The 26,003-nt window shown below is 62.5% G+C and carries 23 protein-coding genes; 6 read left to right on the top strand and 17 right to left on the bottom strand.

The window, feature by feature from the left end; genetic code table 11:
* The first annotated feature begins 94 nt into the window (after window positions 1–94).
* Window positions 95–1,816: a hypothetical protein gene (locus FIV42_RS17980; protein WP_141199022.1), complete on the top strand. Its 1,722-nt coding sequence runs from the start codon at window positions 95–97 to the stop codon at window positions 1,814–1,816.
* 3 nt (window positions 1,817–1,819) lie between these two features.
* Here FIV42_RS17980 and FIV42_RS17975 read toward each other — a convergent pair whose 3' ends face one another.
* The 7 genes from FIV42_RS17975 to FIV42_RS17945 all read right to left on the bottom strand — a co-directional run bounded on the left by FIV42_RS17975 (window position 1,820) and on the right by FIV42_RS17945 (window position 9,611).
* Window positions 1,820–2,527: an endonuclease gene (locus FIV42_RS17975; RefSeq protein WP_141199021.1), complete on the bottom strand. Its 708-nt coding sequence runs from the start codon at window positions 2,525–2,527 to the stop codon at window positions 1,820–1,822.
* A 93-nt stretch (window positions 2,528–2,620) separates the two neighbouring features.
* The gene (locus tag FIV42_RS17970; RefSeq protein ID WP_141199020.1) at window positions 2,621–2,932 is read right to left on the bottom strand and encodes a DUF3817 domain-containing protein; all 312 of its coding nucleotides are present in this window, start codon (window positions 2,930–2,932) and stop codon (window positions 2,621–2,623) included.
* A gap of 124 nt (window positions 2,933–3,056) precedes the next feature.
* Complete coding sequence (locus FIV42_RS17965) at window positions 3,057–4,517, bottom strand: hypothetical protein (RefSeq protein WP_141199019.1); 1,461 nt, start codon at window positions 4,515–4,517, stop codon at window positions 3,057–3,059.
* Between the two features lie 105 nt (window positions 4,518–4,622).
* Window positions 4,623–6,041 (bottom strand): hypothetical protein, encoded by a 1,419-nt coding sequence (locus tag FIV42_RS17960; protein ID WP_141199018.1) that lies wholly within the window; start codon window positions 6,039–6,041, stop codon window positions 4,623–4,625.
* 454 nt (window positions 6,042–6,495) lie between these two features.
* Window positions 6,496–7,845 (bottom strand): DUF2254 domain-containing protein, encoded by a 1,350-nt coding sequence (locus tag FIV42_RS17955; protein WP_141199017.1) that lies wholly within the window; start codon window positions 7,843–7,845, stop codon window positions 6,496–6,498.
* 128 nt (window positions 7,846–7,973) lie between these two features.
* Window positions 7,974–8,288 (bottom strand): SdpI family protein, encoded by a 315-nt coding sequence (locus FIV42_RS17950; protein ID WP_141199016.1) that lies wholly within the window; start codon window positions 8,286–8,288, stop codon window positions 7,974–7,976.
* Window positions 8,289–8,648: 360 nt separating this feature from the next.
* Complete coding sequence (locus tag FIV42_RS17945) at window positions 8,649–9,611, bottom strand: transposase (RefSeq protein ID WP_141199015.1); 963 nt, start codon at window positions 9,609–9,611, stop codon at window positions 8,649–8,651.
* Between the two features lie 358 nt (window positions 9,612–9,969).
* Here FIV42_RS17945 and FIV42_RS30220 point away from each other — a divergent pair, with 358 nt between their 5' ends.
* From FIV42_RS30220 to lspA, 3 genes are all read left to right on the top strand, one after another.
* The gene (locus FIV42_RS30220) at window positions 9,970–10,116 is read left to right on the top strand and encodes a hypothetical protein (RefSeq protein WP_168210738.1); all 147 of its coding nucleotides are present in this window, start codon (window positions 9,970–9,972) and stop codon (window positions 10,114–10,116) included.
* Window positions 10,117–10,572 carry a hypothetical protein gene (locus FIV42_RS17940; protein WP_141199014.1) on the top strand — a complete coding sequence of 152 codons (456 nt, stop codon included), beginning with the start codon at window positions 10,117–10,119 and terminating at the stop codon, window positions 10,570–10,572.
* Between the two features lie 182 nt (window positions 10,573–10,754).
* Window positions 10,755–11,309, top strand: coding sequence for a signal peptidase II (gene lspA, locus FIV42_RS17935; protein ID WP_141199013.1), 555 nt, complete (start codon window positions 10,755–10,757; stop codon window positions 11,307–11,309).
* Between the two features lie 22 nt (window positions 11,310–11,331).
* Here the strand turns inward: lspA and FIV42_RS17930 are convergent, their stop codons facing one another.
* Together FIV42_RS17930 and FIV42_RS17925 are read right to left on the bottom strand one after the other, a co-directional pair.
* The gene (locus FIV42_RS17930) at window positions 11,332–12,324 is read right to left on the bottom strand and encodes a hypothetical protein (protein WP_141199012.1); all 993 of its coding nucleotides are present in this window, start codon (window positions 12,322–12,324) and stop codon (window positions 11,332–11,334) included.
* A 108-nt stretch (window positions 12,325–12,432) separates the two neighbouring features.
* Window positions 12,433–13,575 carry a fatty acid desaturase family protein gene (locus tag FIV42_RS17925; RefSeq protein WP_222615262.1) on the bottom strand — a complete coding sequence of 381 codons (1,143 nt, stop codon included), beginning with the start codon at window positions 13,573–13,575 and terminating at the stop codon, window positions 12,433–12,435.
* 288 nt (window positions 13,576–13,863) lie between these two features.
* Between FIV42_RS17925 and FIV42_RS17920 the strand changes: the two genes are divergently transcribed.
* Window positions 13,864–14,577 (top strand): response regulator transcription factor, encoded by a 714-nt coding sequence (locus FIV42_RS17920; protein WP_141199010.1) that lies wholly within the window; start codon window positions 13,864–13,866, stop codon window positions 14,575–14,577.
* A gap of 28 nt (window positions 14,578–14,605) precedes the next feature.
* On the opposite strand, the gene FIV42_RS30215 is transcribed toward FIV42_RS17920, so the two are convergent.
* From FIV42_RS30215 to FIV42_RS17880, 8 genes are all read right to left on the bottom strand, one after another.
* Entirely contained in the window at window positions 14,606–15,325 is a 720-nt protein-coding gene (locus FIV42_RS30215) for a response regulator (protein WP_168210737.1), read from the bottom strand.
* Between the two features lie 5 nt (window positions 15,326–15,330).
* Complete coding sequence (locus FIV42_RS17910; RefSeq protein WP_168210736.1) at window positions 15,331–17,586, bottom strand: PAS domain S-box protein; 2,256 nt, start codon at window positions 17,584–17,586, stop codon at window positions 15,331–15,333.
* An 86-nt stretch (window positions 17,587–17,672) separates the two neighbouring features.
* Window positions 17,673–18,077, bottom strand: coding sequence for a hypothetical protein (locus FIV42_RS17905; protein ID WP_141199008.1), 405 nt, complete (start codon window positions 18,075–18,077; stop codon window positions 17,673–17,675).
* Window positions 18,078–18,267: 190 nt separating this feature from the next.
* On the bottom strand, window positions 18,268–19,128 hold the full coding sequence (locus FIV42_RS17900) for a hypothetical protein (RefSeq protein ID WP_141199007.1): 861 nt from the start codon (window positions 19,126–19,128) through the stop codon (window positions 18,268–18,270).
* A 181-nt stretch (window positions 19,129–19,309) separates the two neighbouring features.
* Window positions 19,310–20,032 (bottom strand): hypothetical protein, encoded by a 723-nt coding sequence (locus FIV42_RS17895; RefSeq protein ID WP_141199006.1) that lies wholly within the window; start codon window positions 20,030–20,032, stop codon window positions 19,310–19,312.
* 141 nt (window positions 20,033–20,173) lie between these two features.
* A complete protein-coding gene (locus FIV42_RS17890) occupies window positions 20,174–22,450 on the bottom strand; it encodes an amidohydrolase family protein (RefSeq protein ID WP_168210735.1) in 2,277 nt (758 codons plus the stop codon).
* Between the two features lie 181 nt (window positions 22,451–22,631).
* Window positions 22,632–22,928, bottom strand: a complete 297-nt coding sequence (locus FIV42_RS17885) for a hypothetical protein (RefSeq protein ID WP_141199004.1) — start codon at window positions 22,926–22,928, stop codon at window positions 22,632–22,634.
* Between the two features lie 47 nt (window positions 22,929–22,975).
* Window positions 22,976–24,271: an alpha/beta hydrolase family protein gene (locus tag FIV42_RS17880; RefSeq protein ID WP_141199003.1), complete on the bottom strand. Its 1,296-nt coding sequence runs from the start codon at window positions 24,269–24,271 to the stop codon at window positions 22,976–22,978.
* A 172-nt stretch (window positions 24,272–24,443) separates the two neighbouring features.
* Between FIV42_RS17880 and FIV42_RS17875 the strand changes: the two genes are divergently transcribed.
* On the top strand, window positions 24,444–25,805 hold the full coding sequence (locus tag FIV42_RS17875; RefSeq protein ID WP_141199002.1) for an MATE family efflux transporter: 1,362 nt from the start codon (window positions 24,444–24,446) through the stop codon (window positions 25,803–25,805).
* The last annotated feature ends 198 nt before the right edge of the window (window positions 25,806–26,003 follow it).

Below are 26,003 nucleotides of genomic sequence, written 5' to 3'. Positions count from 1 at the left end.
ACTCTAGTTCGGTCGGCCTACCGACAGTTCTAACAGTGTTGTGTTCTGCGCCGCGGGGTGGGCCGCGGTGCGTCCTAGTTGCCAGGGGAGGCCTATGTCGAACGACGACCAGAAACGCCGCAGGCTCGCGCTCAGATTGGCTCAGCGCGCCAAGAAACGCGCGGCCAAACGCCAGGGAGACGAGCCAAGCATCGCCGAGATCCTCGAGGAGATCTCCGAGCACGCCGACGACGCGATCGGACGCATCGAACGGCTCGATGCGCGCGACTCCGAGGCGATCGTGCAGGAGGCTCCGACCAGCGAGGCCGACGTCGAGCCGCCGACGGTCGAAGTTCAACTCGGCCGAAGCATCGAGGGCGTCATGCCCGAAGCCGGGGTGTTCAAGACCCGGAGGAAACGACGCGACGCCGGCAAGTTCCCCGCCCAGCCGCCTCCTCTTCCCAATGAGGCGCGAAAGGAGCAGGCTCGACAGGACCAGGCTCGACAAGACCAGGCGCAACGGTCGGCGCCAACGCCAACCGAACCCGACCCGCCGCCCGCCGATGTCACCCCGTCGGTCGACCTGCGCCCAATGGAGACCGCCCCGGCCCAACACTGGGACGTATCTCACAAAACCACGCTTCGTCGCGTGCTGCTCACCCTCGTCTCACGGCCCGGAACCGGACTGCTCGAGCTCAGGAGCGGGCGGCGTCGCGCCCAACTGGTGATCCGCGACGGCCAACTCTACGACCTTCGGCTGCTGCCAAGCTCCCCGAAGCGAGCGCTGCTGTCGTTCATGGTGCGCGGCGGGAAGCTCAGCCCCGAGGCGGCCGAGGAGGTGGAGGCGTTTGCCCGCCAACACGGCGTCAGTCCGGCCAAGGCGCTCCTGGGGATGCCGCACCTGGCGCCGCCCGAGGTGGTGCGCGCCTCCATCAGCTCGCGGCTTCGCTACCTGCTGCGCAGGCTGCTGGACGCCGAATTGGGCGAGGCCGATTACTATCGCCTCGACGAGGTGCCGTCGTCGCTGTTGATCACGTCGGTTCCGATGGTCGGCGTCGTCTTCAACCAGATGCGCGACGCGCACAGCGGCCGGTTCTCCGGACGGCGCGGACGCACCGAGGAGAAGCTTCGCGGCATGCAACTCGAGCGCCGCACGAGCCTGATGTTCAGCTTCAACCAACTCGGCTTGAAGCTTCACGAGCGTCAACTCGTCGACCGGGTGCTCGCCAAGCCGCGGCTCTTCGAGAAGGTCCTCGAGTTGTCGCCGCTTCCCAGCGACGAGACCGTCGCGCTTCTGGGCGCGCTCGACGCCGTCGGCCTGCTGTCGGTGCAGTCGCCGGGCCTGTCGTCGCTGCAATCATCGAGTTGGGCCGAGGAGTACAAAGAGGCGATCGCGCGCCTGGAGGTCATGGAGGCGCGCATGGAGCGCGAGAACTACTTCACGTTGTTCGGGCTTCACTGGGCGACCTACGACTCCGAGGTCGAGAAGCGCTACACCGAGTTGCGCTCGGCCTTCCAGACGCTCAACCAGCCGCTGGGGCTCAATGGTAAGGAGAGGATTCGGCTGCGCGCGGTGCGAAAGCACCTGGCGGCGAGCTACGAGGTGTTGAGCGAGCCGAAAAAACGCCAACGCTACCGCAACCGGTTAGTGTCTGCGGCAGCGCGTCGGCGCACCGCCGGACAACTCGAGACGCTCGCGGCCGCCGCGGTGCGCCGCAAGATGTACCACAGCGCGCTCGACTACGTGCAAAGGCTGCTCGAGATCGCGCCCGACAACAGCAAGGCGGCCCGGCTTTTGCCGGTGCTTCTGGCTCGCACGAGCGTCGGGCAGTGGTAGTGATCAGAAGTCGCTGATGCGACTCGTCAGCTTGGGGTGATCGATGAAGGGATTGCGTGATTTTTGGCGCTTTTCGATGCGATCGTTTCGGATGCGCTCGGCCTTCGACGGCTTGTCCTCGTGGTGCCAGCTTCGAAGCACCTTCTCCTCGGCGCTGGGGATATCGAGATCGTACATGGTGGCCACGTAGAACATCGCGCGAGCGGCATCACCCCGGCGTTCGGGGCGCACCTCGAAGACCGGCTTGAAGCCCGAGCCGGGCCCCGAGCGCGACCCGCCGCGCGACCAGACCGCCACGGTTACATCGCCGTAGTGCAGGTTGATGCGCGCCGCCCTGGCCTCGCCGATGACCCCGAACATGTGGTGCAGATCGCTTCGCCCCTCTTTCGGCAGACGCGTCAGCGGCCAAGCGTGTTCGACGGCCCCATTGTTGGGCAGGGGCTGCTTGAAGTACTCGATCTCCTCGCCGGTGTAGGCCCCCTCGGCGTGACGGCCGTCGCCGTCGATCTCGCCCCACAGGTATTTTCGCGCCTGAAAATACGACAACTCCTGATGGCTCCAATCCTCGCGCAGCGCGTCTTGGAGGGCGTCGTCGCGCAGCCCCGGATGAGGCTCGGGCGGTCGCATCGTCTCGTGGAGCAGCCCGTAGAACAAAAAGGCGCCGACGGTGGCGAAGAGCAAAAGGGACAGATCGTGACGGCGAGTGTGCATGATGATCTCCCAAACGGATCGCAGTAGCCGAGCATTACCCTGCCCCTAAACCTTAGCACAATTCGCGACTTCGCCGCGAATTGGCCGCGCGCTCTATTCGGCGGGTTCGGCCGAGGCCTCAGGCTCGGGTTTGAGCTTGCGGTCGAGAATGAAGGTGCCGCCGGGGACCAACGAGGCCAAGAAAGCGAGCAGCATGAACTTGGGGGACCATTCTTCGTCAGTGGCGGCCTGCATGCCCATCACCACATAGAGGATGAACAACACGCCGTGGATCATCCCGACCACCTTGTTGGGCGTGGGCATGTCCATCATGTACTTGAGCGGCATGGTCACCAGCAGCAGCGCGAGGAACGAGATGCCCTCGGCGATGGCAATATAACGGAATCGAGTTAGAGCTTTCGACATCGGGATCTCCTGGCCCAGAGTTCGATCTTTTCTAATCAAAACCTTCCGGCTTCGAAATACCAAAAAGCCGGCGCCCCGAAAAGAGGCGCCGGCCATTTATCGACCATTCACACAAACAAACGGATCACGGTTGTAAATCCTTGAAAGATCCCCACGGATGAAAGGCGACGCCGAGCATACCCGATCCGCTGTAGTTTTGGGTGAGGGTGTCGACCACCGAATACATGGCGGTGTGGCCCTCTTGGTAGAACGACATGTAGTCGGCGGCGATCCCGGTGGGCCCGGTCTCGATGCCGAAGAGCACGGGCACGTTCGTCCAGAACCCGAGGTTTTGGATCACTCCGCCGGTGGTCGCGTAGCCGTCGTTCCAGCCATAGAAGTACGACGGGTCGCCGTTCTGGTTGGGCCGATTGTCGTAGTAATTCATCAACGTGACGTAATCGACCGGGGTATTGGCGCCGTTGAAGAAGTTGAGGATTGGCTTGTTGTAGAACGCGTAATCGGCGCCCAGATCGACCGTCAGGGTCAGATGGTGGCCAGTCTGCGCCTCGAAGGCGTCGAGGGTCGCCCGGCACGAGTTCATGATGTCCTTCCAGCGCTGGGTCCAATCGGCGTTGTAGCCGTTGGGCAGTTTGTTCTGCCACCAACCGCCGCCGTAGGGGCCGCCCTGGACGGTATGCGGCTCGATGTCGAAGTGGACGCCGTCGAGGCGCTCGTCGGGATCATTGGTCGTCTGGTTGAAGGCGACCACGTCGCGGCACACCTGCTTGGGCCACTGGGCGTTGGCGTCGCTCGCCAGCCAGAGCGCCTGTCCGTCGAGGTACTCGACGGCCACGCCCTGGGCATGTGCACGTCTGTTGAACGCGCGAAGCTTGGCCTGCTCGGTCGGGTCGGTCAGCGGATCATAGGTGACCGCGCGCAGCCGATCGAACATGTCGACGCGTGTGTAGGTGCGCGCTTCGAAGAAGAGGCGGTTGAGCGCACGCGCCGGCTGGCCGTGCGGAGCCGCGGCGAGTTGCATGAGCTGGTCTTGCATCCCCCAGCGGTTATCCAAAAAGGCCTTCGACGTCTCGGCGTCGGCCCACAGCCACAGGGCGCGGGTGTCCGAGCTGTTCAGGAAAGACGGTGTGCTGGGAGTCGGTGCTGGATTCGGAGCTGTTCCAGTATCCGGAGGTGTTCCTACGTCTGCCGATCCGGTGTCAGGGGTCGTTCCCGCGTCGAATTCGGAACCGCTGTCAGCGAGCGATCCGGTGTCCATCGATCCGGTGTCAGGGACCGTGTCTGCGTCGGAACCGCTGTCAGCGAGCGATCCGGTGTCCATCGATCCGGTGTCAGGGACCGTGTCTGCGTCGGGCGAGGGGTAGATATCCCCGCCCATGCCAATATCCGATGGCATGCTCGAGCCATCCGGATCGGAGCTACCGGCGTCTCTCAGGGCGTGGGCGACGTCTGAATAGTCTGTATCTGTAGAATCGAAGGGGATTTCGTCGTCCGAGGCCGGATTGAGACATCCGGCGGCCGTGATCCCCAAGCAGGCGGCGAGGATAAGGAGTCGTCTGTGAAGCGCTACTGCGTGCTCCAACATGATGTAAACTGCTCGACTGCGAGGTACGTCAATGGGGTCAGAAACTTTCGGGCAAAACGAACTGGCGCTGCGGGTCGAAGCCCGCAGCGCCAGCCCCCGTACGTATTACGGATTCAGGTCTTTATAGGAGTTCGGGCTGTAGTGATGGATGGCCACACCCAGCGCTTGGGTCGTGCCGTAGTCGCTGCGAAGCTGGTCGACCACCGTGTTCATCGCGTTGTAGCCCTCCTGGTAAAACGACATCCAGTCAGGCGCGATCGAGGTCGGGCCGGTCTCCAGGCCGAACACCAACGGGGTGTTGGTCCAAAGCTCCAAGTTCTGCTCGACACCGCCGGTCACCGTGCCGCCTTCGCTCTCGCCGAAGAAGAACGACGGCTGACCGTTCGCGTTGGGGCGGTTGTCGTAGTAGTTCATGATGCCGATATAATCGACGGGGCTGTTCGGCCCGTTGAAGAACTCGAGGATCGGCTTGTTGTAGTAGGCATAGTCGGCGCCGACGTCGGAGGCCAAGATCAGCTTGTGACCCGTTTCGGCCTCGTAGGCGTCGAAGATCGCCCGACACGAGTTCATGATGCCCTTCCAACGCTGGGTCCACTCGGCGTTGTAGCCGCCGTCGAGGCGGTTTTCCCACCAAAGACCGGCATAAGGCCCCTCGCGCACGGTGTGCGGCTCGATGTCGAAGTGGGCGCCGTCGAGGCGCTCGGCCACGTCGTTGGTCGTCTTGTTGAAGGCGACGATATCGCGGCAGATCTGCTTGGGGACCTCAGCCAGCGCGTCGCTGGCGACCCAGATGGCCTGGCCGTCGAGGTACTCGACGTCGATACCTTGGGAGTGCGCGCGGCGAAGGAAGCTGCGAAGCGCGCCCTGCTTGGAGGTGTCGAGCAGCGGATCATAGGTGACCGCGCGCGGTTGCGACCAGCGATCGGCGTTGGTGTGGCCGCGAGCTTCGAAGTAGAGGCGGTTGAGCGCGCGCGACGAGTCACCGTGCGGGGCGGCGGCGAACTGCAACAGCTCGTCTTGCGCGCCGCCGATATTCTCGACGATCTCTTTGGCGCCCGGAATCTCACTCCAGACCCACATGGCGCGCATGTCCGAGCGATTCAAGAAGGCCAGGGGATTGCTGCCATTGGAGGCGGGCGGCGCGTCGGCGGTCTGGCCGCCACCATCGGTTTGATCACCGGTCTGATCGCCGGACTGATCGGTGTCAGACTTCGTGTCGGTGTCGGTGTCAGACTTCGTGTCGGCCTCGAGATCAGCGCTGGGCTGCTCGTCATCGTTTATGTCGCCGACTAACACTGGGCTCTCTTCGTCGCTGGGATCGCCTACTGAGTAGGGATCGTCTCCAGCATCGTCAGATCCGTCCGTGGACGGCGAGGACCCTTCCTCGAGGATGCCTCCCGAGTTTTTGGAGTCGAAGGAGGCGTCGTCTTTATCTGCTGCACCACCGCAGCCGACCGCGGCGGCCGAAAAGACGAGGAGAAGGGCGAAGAGATTACGACGGAAAAATACTGCTGTGTTGAACATAAGCGTACCGAACTGCTTGTACTTCTCGGCACAATAAATTGTGCTTTAGGAAGTGCGTTTTCCTCTCGGCGTCCAACGAGGACACCGAACTGAGTTTCGTTATCGGTGACGCTTTTCGTTTACTCGGAAGCTGGAATCAACCGACGGAAGCTCCAGCTTACCGAGCAAACGAAAAACACGCCGAAACTCAAGAGCTTGAACTCGCCCCATGAGCTTCGGCAATAACTGGACTCTAAAGGGTAAGTTTTTGAAGAGCAAGGCTTTTCTGCTATTTATGTACAATTTTATTTACAGTAAAACTTTCATGCTAACAGCTACGAGAAGATGAAGAACCTTCAATCCCCTTTAGCTTTTTTCCTTATTCAACACGCAACTCGACCGAGGCGTATTGAACACAAAAAATGGTAGATGAAGAAGGTAGGTGGGAGGCAGGCAGACGGGCCGCGAGGTGGAGCTACTGGTCGGGCGGAAGTTGGGCGAGTATCTGGTTGGCGTGGTCGACGAGGTCCTGGCGCTCGTGGGGTTCGGGGACATTCTCTTCAGTAGCCAGGCGAGCAACCGCCTCGACTTGGTGACGCAGCGGTCGCAGTCGGTCGTCAGGCGGCTCGGTCTCGATGATGCGGGTGTAGACGTCGAGCAGACTGTGGAGCACGTGGACCTGAGGGGCCGCGACCCGGCGAATCTGTTCGAACGCCTCGCGCAGGTGGTCTTCGAAGGAAGGGCGCGGGGCAACGACCGTGCGCCCGTTGACGAGGCGGACCTCTCGCGGGAAATCCTGGTGGGCGAGGCGGGCAATCCAGTCGCCGAGTTGCGCGAGCACCTGCTCGGCGGTCGTGGGATCGTTGATTCCAGGAGACAGCGCGCGCAGGGCTATATCGACGAGCTGCTGGATTCCGAGCTCCGGGTTTTGGGCCACGGTGGGACGCGGCCCGATGAGAAAAGCGCTGCGCGCGTCCTTCTCGAGGTCTTCGAAGTCGTCGCACGAAAGCTCCGAGTCGAAGTAAAGCTCGACGAGCGGGCCACGTTTGACGACAAACTCGCCGATGCGGGGGCAAATTCTGATGGCCTCGACCGAATCATCGGCGAGTGATTCGACCTGATCGGTGTCCACCTGGCGCAGGTAGCCCGACTCAGAGGAACGAATCAGAGCCGAAGGGCGCTCCGACCCCTTGAGTTGCGCGACTAGGTCACGGTCCTCCAGCTCGCTCTCGTGCGATTCACCGATGCCTTCCGGGTAGAGGTGTTCACCGATGTCGAGCAAGTCCTCATGGATGCGTCGGGAAATGTCCGAGACACGAAGCTGCTCGGAGGTGTGGTGGACGAAGTAGACCAGCATCCCCAGGCAGAGCACGGCCAGCCCTAGGGCCACGAGCATGGACAAGCCGGGGATGAAGGCATCGTCGCCCTCGAACGGACCTTCGACCTGGCGCACCACCAGCAAGGCGTAGATGAACGTGGCCAAGTAGGTCCCCAGGACGACCTGCTGGCCGCGGTCGCGGCGAAACGTAGTGATCACCCGCGGGGAGTATTGGCCGGCGGCGAGCTGCAGGACGACGATGGTGATGGAAAAGGCGATACCGACGACGGTGGCCATGGCCCCGGCGATGGTGCCCAAGATCACCCGTGCGCCCGGGGCGCCCGCGTCATAGGCGAAGGGCAGAATCTCATCGATCTGGGGGCCGAAATTGGCGTCGATCCAGATCATGACTGGAGCGAGCACCAACCCTCCGAACACCAGCACGGAGGGCAGAAACCACATGCTCTCGCGAATTTTGATCCAGAAGCTCAGCTCACGTGGCTTCATCGGCCCATGGGTAGACGGAGTGCAGGTTCACGCCTTCAGGCAAAGCAGAAGGCTTCTCTGCAAAACTATGCACGCCCGGGGCCCAGGTTGATATCTTTGGGCTGTTGCGGCGGACTTGACGAAGTCACTCAGTCGCCATCATCGCCCATACGCGCCTTGAGCTTGTCGAGCTCTCGCTCTTGCTCGAGGAGGGCGAGGGGATCGGAGGAACGGTCTGCTTCAGGCAGGAGTTTTGGCGCGGAGGATTGCTCCGAGGACGACTTTCCAAGCAGGCGGCGGGCGAGGACGAACGCACCGTAGACCAACAGCGCAATGATCCCCCATTTGATGAGGACGGCGGAGAGGCCAATCAGAACGAGCAGGCCGATCACGAGGGCAACTACGCCCAGGATGCTCCAAAGCCAGCCCTTTCCTCCCCCGCCTGTGTGGTCATCGTCGCTCATGGCTCGTCCAATGTAGTTCACCCGACGGCGCACGGCAAACGCAGCAGCCAAAGCGCGAACCAAATGCCCCCCAATGCCCCCCACACACAAACGAGTATCAGACACCGTGTAAAGCCCTCTCCGTGCGGTTCTGCGCCGGGTTTCTACCAGAATGGCAACGCCCAAATGGCGTAGATCCATGCCCCTTTCCTGTCAGACCGAGGCTCCTAGGCGACCGTCGCTCCTCTCGTTCTCTATTCGCCTCGAGTCACCGTGTACGAAGACTATTGTGGGCTATTGAAGACATAGTTCGGCGGGCTCGCGGCTCGGGAAGGCGCAAACGGGCGGGTACAATGGCTGGCACGGCAAATGGGGGGCGGCTCAATTGAGCGACGGTGGCGGCTCACGGCGGATATCGCAGCTGCCGCCCACGCAGAACTGGCGGCCCGGCGGAATGGTGCCGTCGGGAAATTCGACATCCGACTTGCCCTCGCGCCACCTGCCGACCGCCTTTCGGTACCGGTCGACGAGAAGTCGTCGGTCTTCGCGGTACTCCTGGCGCTGCTTGAAATCGCCGCTGTGACACAGCGGCCGAGGCGCCTTCTTCGGCTTCCTGGGAGAGTCGCTCCATTTCACGCTGAGTGCCTTCTTAGGCCCCGGGCACGGCACAGTGCGCAGTTTGGCGAGTTCCCCAGCGTGTGTGTGACACTCGTCGACGATCTTTTGGTGGTACGCCTCGTCGTCGAGGCCCTGCCACTGCGGAAGCTTGGCCATCTCGAGGGCGTACCGCTCGGTGGCCATCTCGATGAGCTCGGCTTCGGTCTTATCCTTGTTTTTCCGCTTGCGCTTCTCCGCCCAGTACGTCTTGCGGTTGACCACCTCGCCCACCATCGGCTTTCCGCTCTTGTGGATGTCCCAGGAGCACAAGCCCGGCCACTGCTTCGGGTGGTGCACGAGGTTCGATTCAGACGGGTTGCACACGATGTAGCGTAGACGCTGGAGCATCGCCTCGTCGGTCAGGACCTTGGTCGCGGTGTAGCGGCGCTCCCAGAAGGTACCGGTGCGGTTGCGTAGCTTGTTGATCTTTTTGGCCAGTTGGCTCTGGAAGTCGCGCATGAACAGATGCATCTGCAGCGAGCGGCAGCGCGCCAGGATGTGGAAATGGTTGGACATGAAGCAAAACGCGAAGATCTCGACCCCATACATCCAGGCGTACTTGGACAGCAGTCCCAGGATGATGGCGTTGACCTGCTCCTCGGGCAAAAGCGCATAGATCTGGTGCAGCGTGCGGTTGCCGAGTTCGTAAATGGCGTCCTTTTCCTGATTTCGCAGCGGGTGTCCCATGGGTGCCGTGCTCCGTGAATAGATGAAGGTTCGTCTACAGCCCTCATTACGGTTTTCGGCAAAAGGGGGATATTCGTTGCGTGATCGAGCTAAATTTTTTGCGGAGACGCGGCAGAAGATCGGCTCCCCGATCGCGCCGTGATGCGCATGAAAGCTAACCCACACGGTGTCTGACACTGTCCCGGGGGTGGGGCGAGATCGGGGTGGGATTTCTGTTTGTGGAAATGGTGCCAGACATCGTGTTTCAGCTTGCAGACACGGTGTCTGGCACCGGGGGAGGGGGCCGATTTATATCTGGATGTTTCCGGAGCTACGATGCATCTACAATCAACGACTCACCACCCTAGGGGGACCTGCTTTGCCCAACCGCACCCAGTCACATTACCTGCTTGCCCTGCTCACTTTTCTGTCGTTCGCAACGCTTGGTTCGGCCTGTCACAACGAACCGCCCGAGCGCATCGACGCGGAGGCATTCGACCAGACCTGCGACACCGCACGCGACTGAGTGCTGGTCAACGAGCAGACCTGCCTGCAGTGCCGCGTCGGCGGCAACGCCGCCATCAACCAAGAGGCGCTCGACGACTTTATGCGGGCCCAAGATGAAGTCGATTGTGACGAACTGTCCACTGACTGGTGCAACAACGCGACGGTCAAACCCTATGTGATGTGCTCAGCGAATCGATGCGAGGTGTGGTCGCCCCAAGATCCGCAGGGACTCGCCGAGCAACTCGACCGAAGCTGCACCGAAGACTCCGACTGCGCGCCCATCCAATCGAGCGACCCCGAATTCTGCACCCGCGGCACCTGTGAATGCCCCGACCTCGCCGTCAATGAGGCCGCTTGGACAAAGACCCTCAACGCATCATGCGATGGCAGTCCCGATGACACTTGCTCACCTGACGCTTGCCCCCAAGGCCGCCGTGCCGTCTGCGAACAGAACACCTGCACCCTGGTTCCCTGACTCCAACCAAGCCCCCTCGTACTTCGACACTCGCTTCCCGATTTGGAATCATTTGGCGAACCCGGGCGACGGCTGCAACCGCTCCCAAAAATCCACGGGAAGATCTCGCCAGCCCGGCCAGTTGCCCATATAACTGGTACAGAACCTTTGGCCCCCAGGGCTCTTCGTGTGCAGGAAATGAAATGAAGCTTGGCAAGATCACCATCGTACTCTTCGTACTTCTGGGCAGCGTGGGCTGTGATCAGGTCACCAAAGTGGCCGCGCGACAGCACCTCGACGGCCGCGGCACGCTCTCGTATTTGGGCGATACCTTTCGGCTGACCTACGCCGAAAACCACGGCGCGTTTCTGGGGATGGGCTCGAGCCTGCCCGAAGGGATGCGCACGCTCATCTTCACCGGGTTGGTGGCGGTCTTTTTGCTCGGCCTGCTCGTCTGGGTGCTGCGCACCGCCGACATCTCCAAGATGGCGGTCGTGGCCGCCTCGTTGGTGATCGGCGGCGGCATCGGCAACCTCATCGACCGCGTCGCCTTCAACGGCGGCGTCACCGACTTCATGAACATGGGCATCGGCTCGCTGCGCACCGGCATTTTCAACGTCGCTGATGTCTGGATCATGGCAGGTGTGGTGCTACTCGCCCTCACCCCGGACATGTGGCGCGCCCCCGAAGAACCCGGCGCTGCAAGCGACCCCGACGACGCCGAAGCCCCAGCCGACCCTCCCGAGACAAGCAGCTAAACGAAGCTTCACCGAGCGACCTTTACTTCGTGGGGCTTGCCTGCGTCTCGACGGCCTCGGAGGTCGGCGCTGCGGGCGCAGCTCCCTGCTCTTGCTTCTGACTGATCTTTTCGAGCTGAGCGAGCATCGCCTCGAGTTGCTCATCGGTCATCGAGGTCTCGAAGTTGAGCGCGCCCTTGTCCTGCTCCAGTTTCAAGTTCGACAGCAACGCCTCTCCGCGCATCATCTGCATGGTCAACACGGCGGTGGTGCGCTTCTCCTTCCACCGCTCTAGCAACATGTCGGCGGTCGCCTTGTCGCCCGTATCTAACTGCCCCTCCAATTGCACCCCCTTGGACGCATCGAGCGCACCGGTCAACTTCATGACATCGACCGGCCCACCGCGATTGTAGACGCCCACGTCCATGGCCACCCACACGTGCTTGTTCAAGTCGACCTTGCCGAGAAGCTCTTTCATCATCGCCTGCGTCTCGACCGTCTTTGCCTTCCCCCTCACCGTCTTCCAGACCTTCTTACGGTAGTCCGCCGGGCCGAACACGAACACCGCGATATTCTTCTTCGGCAACGCCACCTCACCGGCATCGTCGAATGTGAAAACGTCGAGCTCCCCCACCTTCTTTTGCGACATCGTGGAGTCGTCTTCGACGAGCGCGACCCAGTCCTTTTTGTCGAACTTGCCCTCGATGACCGCCGTGAAAACGGCATCCCCTCGAGGGTTGGGCGCCACGAAGCCGAAGGTAAGCCGGTGGAGGTCTTTTTGAGGATCGATCCCCGCCTTCTCGATGAGTCCCTTTTCCAGAAACTGCGCGTCCGGCTGAGCTGCCACCCACTTGGCGCCGGCATCGTACAGCGTGGTGCCACGAGCCCCGGCCAGGTCGACGCCGAAGAGGAAACGGGTCTCTTCAGGAAAGTACGCAAGATGCTTCTTGGCGCTCGACTGCGCAAACGTCACCGCCGATGCGAGCGTGAGCGCGAAGAAAACAGTTCCCACCATCAAAATTTTGACGCTTTTCACAATAACTGCCTCCCGTGCTGAAGTATGCTAGCGAGTTGGCTCACTATAGAGTGAACCGCGCATGCACGCCACCACGGAGAGGCGGAACTCGTTCGAAAAGGAGGGGAACTATACCAACCCATCCACCCGCCGCATCTTGGCTTTGCCCAAGATCACGTCGATCATCTTCTTGGCGCGCACGAACACTGACTCCTGCACGTACGGAATCCCCATGCGCTCACACAGCGCTTTGACCTTGGGCTGGACCTTTCGGTACTGCAGCATCGTCAGGTCGGGCCAAATGTGGTGCTCGATCTGGTAGTTGAGCCACATCTGCGTCCAGTCGACGAACTCGTTGCCGCAGGCATAGTTGGCCGAGCCAACGATCTGGCGAAGGTAGAACTCTTCGCGCCCTTCGACTGGCTCGTCGAATCGGTACAGGTCTTCACCGGTGTGGTTTGGCCCGATGATAAGAAAGGCATGGATGTTGGTGAACAACTCGGCGCCGAGCGTGTTCAACAGAACATTGCCCACCGCGACGGGCCCCAGGGGGGCAAACATCGCCGGGATGGCACCAAAGCGCCACAGCGCGTGCGGAATCAAGCACTTGAGCCACAGCTCGCGGCCGCGCTCGTTGAACGGGCTCAACAGCTCGGCCGGCTCGGGCGCCGGCTCTTTGGCCCGCCGCGCGCGCGCCTTTTGCAATTCGTCGAGGGTGCTCGGCGCGTAGTAGACCCATTTCCAGGTGCCGGCGAGCAGCCCGACCAGAAGCTTTTGGAGCCATCCGGGCAAGTCTTGCTCGCGCATCCACTCGGTATTGCGCTCGAGTAGATCGGGGTCGTCGTCTTCCCCCAGGTGGTAGTGATGCAAAAAGTCGTGCTCTTCGTGCCACGCCTCCGGATAGATCCAGTCCATCCAGTCGATCAGCCGACGCCAACCCTTGCCGAAGACCTTGCTGGTGTACTTCGGATCGATGCCCGGCACCTTGTCGTAGCCTCGGTGGCTGATGTGGTGCATCAGGAGCCAACGGGTGAGCACGCCCTGCGAGATGAGCACGCTGGACACCGGGTTCGGCGCCATCCAAGCGGTTCCGTAGCCCAGCATCGTGCACAGCTTGCCCCATCGCTCGATCTTTTCGAGGTGGGCGATGTCCTCGGGGCCGGCTTCGGCGTCGAGTTCGGCGCGCAACGCCTTGAGTTCGCGGGCGAGTTCTTTGACATCGACTTTGCGGGGATCAAAATCGTGCTCGAGATACGGAGGGGCTTTGGACACAGGGACCTCGCTACAACATGAGGAGTTCATTGCGAGGTTCTCGGATGCCCCCGCGTTGTCAAATACACAGGCTCCCTTACCACGAGGTCAAGTGCGAAGCGAACGTCGCCGAGATGATCCGCGACGCCTGTCACGCAGTTGTCATGCGCATGTCACGCAGTTCATTGCAGTCGCTCCTTGACCGGAACGCATTCAAGAAGAGATCATCGGCGGGCCAATCCCCCCGCTTCTCCCTCGAAGAGAACCGAACCTGCTCCATTTGTATGTTGTATCGGAGAAGGTAGCTTCATGGCTCCAACTATTCTGCTGGCTGACGACGACGAAGATATCCGCGCAGTGCTGCGGGTGGCCCTCGAGGCCGAAGGCTATCACGTCGTCGAAGCGATCGACGGCGACCAAGCCCTCGAGAAAGTCGACGCATTCGGCCCCGATTTGTTGCTACTCGACGTGATGATGCCTGGAATCAACGGCACCGAGATCTGTCGCCGCATACGCGCCGACTCCGAGGTCCCGATCATCTTCTTGTCGCGGCGCAGCGAGCACATCGATCGCATCATTGGCCTGGAATTGGGCGCCGACGACTATATCGCCAAGCCGTTCCACCCACGCGAGGTCTCGGCGCGGGTGGGGGCGGTGCTGCGCCGCAGCAACTTGGCCGGCGAGTCGTCTGCGGCGCAGACGGACGAGCCTTCCGAGACGCTCCAACACCACCGCCTCACTCTCGAGCCCACCAGCCGTCAGGTGTGCTGGGATGGAAACCCCGTCGATTTGACCAAGACTGAGTTCGACCTGCTGCGCGCCCTGATGGCGCGGCCGACCAAAGTCTACACCCGCGAAGAGCTGATCATGCGCATTCACGGGCCCAGCACCTATGTGAGCGAACGCACCATCGACAGCCACGTGCGAAATGTCCGCCAGAAATTCGAGCAGGCAGGCGCGCCGTCGCTGCAACCCATCGAGACAGTGCGCGGGGTCGGATTCACCGTCGCCAGCTCTTCCTGAATGTGCTCGAGAATGCGCTCGAGCGCCTTCAGTGGGATGCCGCAGCCTGCAGCCTGTCGACCAGCGCACTCAACCTTACAACCTGCTCGTCGGATAACACCTCCCCTTGCCCCCTCATCGGCGCGATGGCCTCTTCGAGCGCGATCGCCACTCGACCGGCCTCGACAAACCCGTACGTGGCCGCCGAACCAGCCAAGCGATGGGCCTCCATATAGAGCCCCTCGAGGGCCGCGCCCCCGTCTCCGAGCGCACCGACCTGCTGGCGCATGCGGCCGATCCGCTCCTCGAACTTCGCCATGAAGATATCACGTAGCTCCTCGTAGAGCGCGGCGACCTCCTTCGACTCTTCGATTTCATGGGCCGAGTAGGTCTCCCAAATTTTTCGAATCCGGTCGGCCAACGTCATCGGATCGAACGGCTTGGTGATCACCTCGAAAGCCCCCAGCTCCCGGTAGCCTCGCACCTCCTCTGGCTGCGCCCTGGCGGTCAACATGACGACGCACAAGCTGTCTAGCAGCCCCTGTTCGTCCAAACGCACCAGCACGTCCCGCCCGTCGGTGCCGGGCATCATGGCGTCGAGTAGCACCAGGTCCGGCTCGGCCTGGGCAATCTGGGCCAACGCCTCTTCCCCTCCGCTCGCCACTTCGACGTCGTAGCCCCCCACCCGGCTCAGCGCCAAGGTGCTGATGGCTCGGATATGCTCGTCATCATCGACCAGCAAGATATGCTGCAAAATCTTGGTACTCATCGATTTCAATGGGTCGCCGTGTCGTTCGAAAGACTATTGTGCAGCAGCGTCATGATGGTCTGGCGTACATCGTTCAATTCGGTGCGCGACTTCACCAACGCTGCCGACACCCTCTCCGCCATCTCTTGAGGCGCCTCCGAGGCCGAGAAGATGACGACCTTGGCGTTGCCGACCCGGTCGAGAAGATCCTCGCCCGATCCGTCGGGCAACGCGAGATCGAGCAAGACGACGTCGAAGCTCTGCTCGTCCAGCGCCTCGGTGGCACCGGCGAGATCTTCGACCCCCACAAAGATCCAGCTGGCGGGCATGACCCGCTCGACGACACGGCGCAGCCCCTGGTCGTCCTCGACGTGGAGCAATCGCGGCGCCGGCTGGGTGTGTCCGATCTCGATGGCGCGCTCGACCACCTCGAGCAAGTGCTGCTCGTCGATCGGCTTGTAGATGATGTCCGAAATCGACAGCCCCAATTCCCCGAGGCGTCCGTCGCTGGCCATCACCGCGACCACCGGAGTCAGCCGAGTCGCCTTGCGTTGGCGCATCTCACGGACCAACTCCGAACCACGGCCATCGCCGAGCTTCAAATCGAGGAGCACCGCCGCATAGCGATGGCAGTCGAGCAGCCGACGCGCCCGCTCGATGGTCGGCGACAAGTCGACGGCGTTGCCGTTGTCCTCGAGCAATCGCCGCAGCACACGTGCGGCATCCAAGTCCTCCTCACACACCAGCACCCGGGGCCGGTCGCTCAGTGCTCCGTCGGCGCACACCGGTGCCAGGAGCGGAATGTCCAGATAAAAGCGGCTGCCTCCACCGTGGGCGTCCTCGAAGCCGATACGCCCGCGCATCCGCTCGGTGATCGCCTTGGAGATGCTCAACCCCAGCCCGGTGCCGCCCTTGCGGCGCCGACTCGAGCCGTCGGCTTGGGCGAAGCGCTCGAAGAGCTTGCCGCGAAACTCCATGGGGATCCCCGGCCCGTAATCACGCACGCTTACACGCACCCAATTGCCACGCTTCTCGGCGGCGAGTTCGACCGGCGAATGGGGCGGCGAGAACTTCGCGGCGTTCGAGATCAGGTTGGCCATGACCTGGGCGAAGCGATCGATGTCGACGAAGATGTCTCCGGCGGGCACGTCGGATTCGAGCACCAATTCGGTCTCGTGCGAGGCCGCAAAGGAGGCGTTGGCAACCAGCGCATCGTCGATGACCTTGTCGAGGGCGACCGTGCGCATCTGGAACTCCATCTTGCCCGACTCGATCTTCTCGATGTCGAGGATGTCGTTGACGATGCGAATGAGCCGCTCGCTATTGGTCAGCGCGATGTCGATATACTCGCGCGTCTCCTCGGTCAACTCGCCGGTAACGCCCCCCGCAACCAGCCCCAGGGCTCCACGGATCGCCGTCAGTGGCGTGCGCAACTCGTGGCTGACATTGGAGACGAACTCGGCCTGCATGCGCTCGAGCTTCTTGCGCTCGGAGATATCGCGCACGATCGACGAAGCTCCCACCACTGCTTCTCGGTCGTCGTGCAGCGGCGAGACGGTCACAGACACGTCCAGTTGGGTGCCGTTTCGCCGAACCCGGACCGTCTCGAAGTGGTCGATCCGCTCGCCGGCCGCCAGCCGATCGAGAATCTGGGCCTCTTCGCCCAGCCGGTCGACGGGCACCAAGGACGAACTCTTCGCGCCGATGGCCTCGTCGGCTGTGTAGCCAAACAGCCGCTCGGCCGATTCGTTCCAGCTGGTGATGGTCCCATCGAGCGACTTGGTGATGATGGCGTCGTCCGATGACTCGACCACCGCGGCCAAGCGGCGCGAGGACGCCTCGGCACGCTTGATCGCCGAAATATCGCGCACCACGCCCAAAAACTCGTGACGCCCGCGGGAGTGGAACTCCGAGACCGTCAAGTGGGCATGGAAGCACGATCCGTCCTTCTTGAGCGCCACCACCTCGCGGCCGGTGCCAATGACCCCCTTGTTGCCGGTGCGCAGGTACGACGAGATAAAGCCATCGTGCCGCTCGCGCATCGGCGAGGGCATCAGGATGGAGAGGTTCTGCCCACGCAACTCCTCGGGGCTGTAGCCGAAGATGCGCTCGACCGCCGGGTTGACCTCTTGAATGATCCCCTTGCTATTGATGGTGATGATCGCATCGACCGCGCTGTCGAGCAGCGCCCGAAGCCGCGAATCGGCCGGAGCTTCGTCGATCGCCTCGCCGCCGGCCTCCCCGTCAGCGAGTACAGGTGGATCTACTTTTCTCGAATTCATAAACACCCTTGCCCCCGCTCGCGTCTCGCGCGAGGCGTCCGGAGGCCCTCTTCGCCGGGTGGGCCGGGCCTCCGGACAACCGCGCATCAAAGCGCGGCTTCGACGCCTTTGAGCTGCATACGGGCTTTCGCCAGCGCCATGCCGATATTGGCCGACTTGCCGCAAACCCAGACCACGGCGTGATCCTCATTGTTTTTGCAGCGCTGGAAGATGTGCAACAGGTTGTCACTGAAGACGATCATCTCCTGGAAATAGTGGTGGTCGTCTTCGGGCAGGCCACGGCCAGCCTTGAACATCTTCTCGATGGCCGTGACATTCTTGCCTTGGAACATATCAGCGGTGGCCGCGGCCACCAAGTCGAGAACCGCTTGAGGGTGCGACTCGACGGTACGCACGCCGAGGAGCATTCCGGTGGACATGTCCACATAACCAGCGGCGACACACTCGGGGACTTCTTTGACACCTGCCTGCAGGGCGGAATCGAGCGACATATGACTACTCCTAAATGACTAACTATTGAGTGGATAAAATGCCGTAACCTCGCCCATGCAAGGTCCGGCGACACCGTCGTGGTGTCGTGGGTCGAGCGTGTGCTCGAACTTGTCGAATTCTGTCGAATATTTGGGCCGATGAAGCGACCAACGGCCGGCCCGGCGGCCTATGTACCTCTCGCCTTGCCGGTCACGCCGCGACCTCCTCGAGCAATCGGCGCGCCTTGATCAATGTAGAGCCCACCTGATGGGGCTGGCTGCGCACCAGTGCAGCGTGCTCGTCCGTGGCCATCGTGCACCAGAGACCGTCGCCGAATAAGAAAGCATTGATGAGCGCCTCCGCCCCGAGGTGCCCGCGGACTTCCCGGCTGTAGTCGAGCAGCGCGCGAACCTTCTGCCCCAGCACACCGAGCTCACCCTTGCGGCGGTCCGAGCTGACGGTGGTTCGCAGCGCAGTGCAGCCATCGGCGCCGGGCGCGTCGAAGCTCAACAACCAAGCTTCCTCACTGGAGTTGGCCATCAACTCGTAGAAGCGCGCCACGACCGCATCGGGCTCCCTACCTGACTGCCCACCGGGCGACTCCGATGCTCCACGTGACTCTTCATCGCTGCGCAGGGTCGTCGGCTCGTCGCCCAAATTGCCCAGCTCGGGAGGCGGCGGTGGTTCTTCCCAGTCGCCTACCGCGTCGAACGCAATCCCCAGACCGGCCGCGATCTGCTCGATGCGCGCGGGCTGTTGGCTCCACTGATGGGCTCGGCGCAGATACACCTCCGCCTGGTCGGCCAGCCCGTAGGACAGGAAGGCCTTCGCCTCGGCCAGCAGGCCCTCGACGAGTCGGGTGCGCATCTCGGGCTGGTCTTCGTCGATCTCCAACATATGCTCGGCGAGTTCGAGGGCTTTGTTGGTGTTGCCCGCCTTGTAGCCGTCGACGCACTTGGCGTAGATCTCCAACGCATCCGTGAGTCGGCCCCGGGCCTCGATTCGGCATGCATACTCCATGTGCAACTCCAACGGGTCGGGCTCGAGCCGAATCATCCGCAAACGGTTCATCCACTTGACGAGCGCATCCTAGCCTACCCGCGTGCACTCTGCTCTGAGATCGCGCGCATGTTTGGTCCACGTTTCGTGCAGATTGTGTGCATTCGAGGACTGCGGCCCCTCGAACAACAAAAAACCGGAGCAAAGGCGTATGAGCCCTTGCTCCGGTCGAGTTCGTCAATCTCGCGAAAACTCAGTTCGTCGAGGTTTGCCCCACCTTTTCGATGTCGTCCCAGTAGACGGCCACGAAGTACGGCTGCTCCTCGAGAGTTTGGCGAGTCTTGGGCTCGAGGTCGCCGGCGAGTTTCTTCCAGTCGTCGCCGTCGACGACGATGCCGCCAAATTTGAGCTGCTCGCCCTTGCTGATATCGATCATCTCGTTGCTGGGAATGTCTTCACGAACCACCGCAAAGATGCGCTCGCCGTTGTGGTTGATCCAGAAGCCGCGGTCGGAGATGACCTTGTTGACCTCGGCCTTGCCGACCACCGTCGCGCCGATGAAGTCGACCGGTGCGGCGTAAACGCTCACGACGCTGATCGCCTGGCTGGGCTTGGGCTGACCGAGCTCGATCTGGACATCTTCTTCACCCGAGCCGCCCGTGTAGGCGGGATTCTCTCCTTCGGGATACTCGCGATAGCCCTCGACTTCGACCTCGTCCTCTTCGACCTCGATTTCGACCTCGCCGTGCTCGGTCTCGATCTCCTTTTCGCCGGTGGCACGACTCTCCTTCTCGGGGAGTTCTTTTTCGATCTCGTACTCGGTCTCGTCCTCGGAGACCTCGATCTCACCGGTGGTCTTGCCCTCGTCGTCGACGTACTCCTTTTCGTGCGAGCAGCCTGCCCAAGCAAACGAAGCGGCCAACACAACGGCGAACATATTCACAAGGCGTTTGCTCATCGTACTTCGGTAACTCATTTCTCCTCCAACATGGCATTCAAAGCTCATGACGTCGAAGCCCGCTGGGCTGCCGACAAAATATGTCGAATGGCAGCGCAGCGGGCTTGGGCGCCAAGCTAAACGCGAGGAGCAATGTGTTAACCGTCTAGGGCCGCAGGGTCATTGAGCCGAGCCCAACGCTTCGCCGCGCTCGATCGACTTCTCCCACATGCGCAGGTAGCCCTCGGCGGAGCGGAACAGCGGATCGAGATCTTCGTCGCTGACCCCGTCGTTGCGCACGTCCTCGATAAGCTCGGGGAGCATGCCGATATGGGCGAAGCCCTCGGTGTTGAAGTCAATCGTGCGGTCCCCCACACGAGGCTCGGTAAAGGTGACTTCGCCCGAGAACGAATCAAACGGGTAGGTCACCGGGTTTTCCTGCGGCTCGCTGCACACGCTGTTGTCGCCAAATCGCGGCCCGGGCGCGCCCGCAAAGCCGTTCAGGTCGAAGCCAAAGCCCTCGGCGGGATAACCGCCGGCTGCTTCGATGAGCGCGATGCGCTCTTGCAGGTTGTCGTCGCGGGTGCCCGGCTGGCTGGGATCACTGCAACTCTTGAAGTTGAACTTCGAGACGCCGCCCAGCTCGTACAGCTTGCCGTTGTTGTTGTTGCCGTGCGAGCCCACCGCCGGGTAGTCGTTGGTCTCGAGCATCTCGAAGGCGCGCTCGTAGGAGCGACGCGGCAGGTGGTCGATTTCGATGACCATGCCACGCTTCATCAACTCCTCGATCAAGAACTCCCCGAGCGGGGTCAGCCCGGCGTTCATGCAGTAGTCGCCTTCGAGGGGCCCGCCGTTGAGCATGCCGACGTGGTCGAAGAGCGTGCCCACCGGATCGTCGCCAAAACCGCTCATGTCGTAGAGCGGGTCGGCAAAGTAGTTGTCGCGCGGGCCGTTGAGGCCGCCAAACTGCACGTCACCCTTGTCGAAGACGCTCGGGATGTCGGGGCAATCCTCGACGAAATTCGACTTGTGGCCGGTCTGGATGAAGTTGCCCAGCTCGATGATGCTGCGGTGGCCGTCGCCGGCCGAGAAGCCGTTGTCGTACTTGTGCACCGGGAAGATCACGCGCACGCCCTTCTCGTAATATTCGTCGAGCTTCTCGACGACGTCCTGCTCGGTGCAGCGCTCCTTGCCGTCGGGCGGAGTCAGGAAGCAGTCGAACAGGTTCGACGTCTCGATGCCGAGCACGATGGCCATCTTGCCCTCGTTGATCACCTGACGCGCCTCCTCGGGGCTCTCCACGATACGGAACCAGCCCTTGCCCGGCCCGCCCTCTTGGGCGTCGATATAGCGCTCGAGGTTACGCGTCTCCTCGATGATCCGGTCGACGGCGACCATGTCGTTGCACGAGTAGCGGATCGGCTGGGTGTCACTGCCGGCCAGAAGCTCGCAGATGATCTGGTTGGTCGTGGCGTGCTGGACCATCAGGCGAAGCCCGCCCAGATACGCGCGCTTCATCCAGGTGTAGTACTGCGTCTGGTGGGTCGAGCTGTCGTGCGCGCTCGGCCAGTCAGTAAACTCGGGATAGCCTTCGGTGTGGTGGTTGAACTCGGGCGTGCGGCCGGTGACGATGCCCTGAAGCAGCGCATCTTGGTCGAGGTCGTCGCCCTGGTCGAAGCCAAAGCCAAACAGGTCGGCGCGGCCCTCGGCGGCGTGGAACATCTCACACGACGGCAGCGCGTGCTCGACGCCCAGCGGGTGGAACGCCGAGCCGTGGAAGATGCCGGCACCGCCAAAGCCAAAGTTCGACAGGATATGCGAGTGGGTCTCGACGATGCCCCACACCGAGCCGTCGTCGAACTGACGAGGCGTGACCTCCCCTTCGGCATCGACGGTCAGCTCGGGGTACTCCGCGCAACCCTCGGCCGGATACAGCGTGACGACCGCCGCCTCATCGGCGCTCTCGGTCAGCCCGCCGGTGGTCAGGTACTGGCCCGACTTCAGATGACGCAATTGGAAGCGCGTCTCGTCGTGGACCGAGACCTCGAGCTGCCACTGCGCGCCGGGCAGGTAAGCGTCGTCGAGCTCGAAGATGTCGGAGCTGAGCTCGGCTTTGCGCACGAACTCGCCCTCTTCGGCCACGAAATACTGCTCCTCTTCGTCGTAGAACAGGTAGGTCGCCAGGTCCGACGCCCTCATCGTGAAGCGCGAGGCCGACGCGGCGTCCGCAGCCGAAAACGCAAATCCCTGCCCGTCGTCGGCCGGCGCCAAGAATTTTGCTTTGGCCTTGCCTGGCGCCACCGCGTCCATCGTGTAGCAGCCGTCGACGAAGCCGTAGATGCCGTCGTTTTCGGGGGCGGCCTCTCGCTGGACTTCGTCGGCGTCGTCACTGCACGCCGACAAGCTGAGAGCCAACGACGAGAAGATAAAAACCAGCGGTAGAGCAGACGCTCTCATTCCAAGCTTCATCGCAAATCCATTCCAAACGGAAATCATCGACCGCACCGGTACGGGCGACAGCGCTACCGACCGATCGGTTAATCTTTAGGACCTGCGACAAAGCTACTGAAAAGGAGAAGAAATGTCTACTGATGCGTGTTACGCAAAAGGTGTGTGTGAGGGGCTGGGGGCTGGGGCGTCACTCATCGTACAAACACCCCATGAACTTGCTGCACTGGGCGTTCGTCTCCACGGGAAGCTCTGCACACCGGCTCGCCGACTCCGGGCAATCCTGCAGCATCTCCTGGCGGACCTCGTCGGACATATCAGATGCGGTCGGGTCGCACTTCTCCAACTTGCGAATGAACTCTTCGCACCGATTGGGGGGCTCGCCTGCCGTACCCAGCTCGGCCGACTCGTTTTTGGGTGAGTCGCACGCTCCGACGAGCGCGCAGGTCAAGATCAGGGCGAGTGATGCGATGATTTTCGACTTCATGACAACTCCTGGGTGTCTGGCGCCTCATCTCGACGCGTATTCTTGCCTCAACGCGTGGTCACGACGAAACCATCGACGAGATCGTCGGAGATTACCGTCGCCCATGCTGATTCGCCAAGGACCTGCCACTGGGCGAAGCCGAGTAAGTAGGCTCGCAGCGTGGGGACGGCGACCGTGGTGTCGATGAACTCCTCACCGCAGCCGTCCTCGGTGGCGTCGGGACGAAACACGTCGAGCAGATCGGGCGTCAGGTCGGTGCAGATGGTGATAAAGCTAAAGTGGGCGCCGCGCGGCATCTCGACCCAGATATCGTTGGGGTTGTCGAGGCCGTTCCACGCCGGCACGGCCTGCTCGTCCTGAGTAGTGGTCGCGTCGAGGCGCCCCGATTGGAGCATCGTCGCCACGTCGATGGCGGCAAGCTCGCCGTCTTTGAAGAGCGGCACGAGCGCGGGCGCCTGCGGGCCGATAGCGTCGACGCGCGCATCGCCAAAGCCGTCGCGGAAGGTCGTCTCGACCTCGGCTTGGGCCAAAAACTCACAACTGCCGTCCCCGTAACTCGAGCAGCCTGCCTGCAGGGCGTCGAAATCGATGTCGGCGCCGCCCACGGCCAGGGTGGTGTAGGCGCCGAAGCTGTGGCCGAACAGAAAGACCTGCTCGAGGTCGGAGAGCCCGTCGAGCGCCTCGTCGCCCGGGCCGGTCTCGAGCGCGTCGAGCACGGCGGTGATATCGGTCACCCGGTTGAGCGTGTTAGCGGCGAACGAGGCGCTGCTGTTGCCGATGGCGTCCAACGCGGTGTTGCCCACGTGGTTGGGCGCGGCGACCACCCAGCCCCAGGAGGCGAACAGCTCGCCGTAGGGATAGGCGAGCAGGCCCTCACCGCCGGAGCCGTGCGAGTAGATGGTCACGGGGAACGGCCCGTCGGGCGACGCTGGCGGCGCGTCGAGGGCGAGCTCGGGCTCGACTTCGACGATGCCCCCGACGGCGTAACTCGCCGGCGCGGCGCCCGAATCGGCGGCGGCCGGATACCACACCTTGACGGGCAGTGTGCGCTCGGTGACGTCGCCGGCCGGGTCGTAGGTGACCTCGATTTCGCGGTAGCCCACCTCGAAGGGACCGGGCTCGAAGAGAGGTTGCGCCGCACCGAGATCGGGGTCCGCTGCATCTTCTAGTACGTCGGCCGAAGCATCGGCGCCGGCGTCGGGCTGGCCCGTATCGCCGCCGACGTCCTGTTTGGCATTGTTGGGCTGAGCATTGTTGGCCGAATCGTCGTCGCCGCAACCGACGAGAGGCGAGGAGGCGAGGAGCAACACGAGAAGTCGAGCGAAGAATGTTCGAGTAGCCATCATCATCAGCCCATTGCAAACAGGAGCGTGCGAGATGAGGACTTTAGCGGTAAGGATGCCTCGTGTCACTGCCGCCGCACGTGATATGTGATGGCCCCACACGGTGTCTGACACCATGTTCGCCCAGCTCCAACACGGTGTCTGACACCATGTTCGCCCCCCACCTGCACGTATGACGCAAGCCGCCAAAAAACGAGCCGACCGCGACCTGACCAAGGGCTCTCTGCCCAAGCATATCGTGCGCTTGGCCGGGCCGATGGCGCTGGGGATTCTGGCGATCATGACGATGAACATCGTCGACACCTACTTCGTGGGCCAGCTCGGCACCGACCAGCTCGCCGCGATGAGCTTTACGTTTCCGGTCGTCTTCTTCTTGAGCAGCCTCACCCTGGGCATGGGCGTGGGCGTGACCTCGGTGGTCTCGCGCGCGGTCGGCCGCAAAGACCACCCGAAGGCGCGGCGGGTCACCACCGACGCCCTCGCCCTGGCCACCATCGTCGTGGCGGTCATCTCGGTGGCGGGCTACCTGACGATCGAACCCATCTTCACGATGCTGGGCGCCGCGCCCAAGCTCATGCCGCTCATCACCGAGTACATGTCGATCTGGTATTTCGGCGCGGCTTTCCTGGTCGTGCCCATGATCGGCAACGCCGCCATTCGCTCGACGGGCGACACGCGCACCCCGGCGCTCATCATGCTCGGGGTCGCCGGGCTCAATATGTTGCTCGACCCGCTCTTTATCTTCGGGGTGGGTGACTGGGAGGGCTGGGGTATCGGCGGGGCGGCGACCGCCTCGGTCGTCTCGCGCGGCGTGGCGCTGGTGGCCGCGTTCTGGATCTTGCGGCGACGCGAAGACCTCATCTCCTTCGAGATGCCCGACATGACCGAGGTGCTCCAGTCGTGGCGCGAGGTCATGCGCGTGGGCGCCCCCGCCGGGGCGACGCGCTCGGTCGTCCCGCTGACCAACGCCTTTATCACCGCGCTGATCGCAGGCTTTGGCACCGAAGCCGTCGCCGGCTACGGCGCCGCCACCCGCGTCGAGGCGTTCGCGCTGGTGCTCTCCAACGGCCTGACCGCCTCGCTCGGGCCCTTGGTGGGCCAAAATTGGGGCGCCCACCAAAAGGACCGCGTCTACAAGGCGATCATCTACACGTGCACCGCCGTCGCCGCCGTCAGCGTGGCCATCTGGGGCCTACTCTACGGCTTCGCCGAGCCCATCGGCGACCTGTTCACCGACTCCGACGAGGCGATCGCCGTCTTCGTCCTCTTCGTGGCCATCGTCCCGCTGGGCCACGCGCTGCAGGGCACCTTCCGGGCGATGAGCAACGCGTGGAACGCCATCGACCGCCCCTTCCCCGCCGCCGCGCTGTCGCTGCTGCGCACCGTCGGCCTCATCGCCCCGTTCGCCTGGCTGGGCGCCGAATTCTTTGGCATCTCCGGGATGTTCTGGGGAATCATGCTCGCCAACGCCACCGCCGGCCTCGTCGCTATCGTGGCCGCCAAACCCGTTATCGAGTCGACGGACCACGAGTAGCCCCGAGAACACACTACCACCCCCAAACGACCAACATAATCAAAAAAATTAAATTTTAACGCTTGTGCATGCAACAAACGTGACTTAACCTCACCTAGAAGCATCAACGTTAAAGTTCTGTTTTCTATTTGGATTCCCACCTCGAGGGAGAAGTACGTGTTCGATGCCACGATGAAATCTGCGAGCTTATCGCTTCCC

It is taken from the genome of Persicimonas caeni (assembly GCF_006517175.1).
GTDB lineage: Bacteria > Myxococcota_A > Bradymonadia > Bradymonadales > Bradymonadaceae > Persicimonas > Persicimonas caeni.
This window is presented reverse-complemented; position numbering and strand designations above follow the sequence as displayed.

Excerpts from the sequence above, each read along its gene's own strand:
- FIV42_RS17980 (WP_141199022.1), top strand. The coding sequence starts at position 95 with ATGTCGAACGACGACCAGAAACGCCGCAGGCTCGCGCTCAGATTGGCT.
- FIV42_RS17950 (WP_141199016.1), bottom strand. The coding sequence starts at position 8,288 with ATGAGCGACGATGACCACACAGGCGGGGGAGGAAAGGGCTGGCTTTGG.
- FIV42_RS17885 (WP_141199004.1), bottom strand. The coding sequence starts at position 22,928 with ATGAAGTCGAAAATCATCGCATCACTCGCCCTGATCTTGACCTGCGCG.
- FIV42_RS17890 (WP_168210735.1), bottom strand. The coding sequence starts at position 22,450 with ATGAGAGCGTCTGCTCTACCGCTGGTTTTTATCTTCTCGTCGTTGGCT.
- FIV42_RS17880 (WP_141199003.1), bottom strand. The coding sequence starts at position 24,271 with ATGGCTACTCGAACATTCTTCGCTCGACTTCTCGTGTTGCTCCTCGCC.
- FIV42_RS17955 (WP_141199017.1), bottom strand. The coding sequence starts at position 7,845 with ATGAAGCCACGTGAGCTGAGCTTCTGGATCAAAATTCGCGAGAGCATG.
- FIV42_RS17975 (WP_141199021.1), bottom strand. The coding sequence starts at position 2,527 with ATGCACACTCGCCGTCACGATCTGTCCCTTTTGCTCTTCGCCACCGTC.
- FIV42_RS17875 (WP_141199002.1), top strand. The coding sequence starts at position 24,444 with ATGACGCAAGCCGCCAAAAAACGAGCCGACCGCGACCTGACCAAGGGC.
- FIV42_RS17920 (WP_141199010.1), top strand. The coding sequence starts at position 13,864 with ATGGCTCCAACTATTCTGCTGGCTGACGACGACGAAGATATCCGCGCA.
- FIV42_RS17960 (WP_141199018.1), bottom strand. The coding sequence starts at position 6,041 with ATGTTCAACACAGCAGTATTTTTCCGTCGTAATCTCTTCGCCCTTCTC.
- FIV42_RS17965 (WP_141199019.1), bottom strand. The coding sequence starts at position 4,517 with ATGTTGGAGCACGCAGTAGCGCTTCACAGACGACTCCTTATCCTCGCC.
- FIV42_RS17910 (WP_168210736.1), bottom strand. The coding sequence starts at position 17,586 with ATGAATTCGAGAAAAGTAGATCCACCTGTACTCGCTGACGGGGAGGCC.
- FIV42_RS30215 (WP_168210737.1), bottom strand. The coding sequence starts at position 15,325 with ATGAGTACCAAGATTTTGCAGCATATCTTGCTGGTCGATGATGACGAG.
- lspA (WP_141199013.1), top strand. The coding sequence starts at position 10,755 with ATGAAGCTTGGCAAGATCACCATCGTACTCTTCGTACTTCTGGGCAGC.
- FIV42_RS17895 (WP_141199006.1), bottom strand. The coding sequence starts at position 20,032 with ATGAGTTACCGAAGTACGATGAGCAAACGCCTTGTGAATATGTTCGCC.
- FIV42_RS17900 (WP_141199007.1), bottom strand. The coding sequence starts at position 19,128 with ATGAACCGTTTGCGGATGATTCGGCTCGAGCCCGACCCGTTGGAGTTG.
- FIV42_RS17970 (WP_141199020.1), bottom strand. The coding sequence starts at position 2,932 with ATGTCGAAAGCTCTAACTCGATTCCGTTATATTGCCATCGCCGAGGGC.
- FIV42_RS17905 (WP_141199008.1), bottom strand. The coding sequence starts at position 18,077 with ATGTCGCTCGATTCCGCCCTGCAGGCAGGTGTCAAAGAAGTCCCCGAG.
- FIV42_RS17945 (WP_141199015.1), bottom strand. The coding sequence starts at position 9,611 with ATGGGACACCCGCTGCGAAATCAGGAAAAGGACGCCATTTACGAACTC.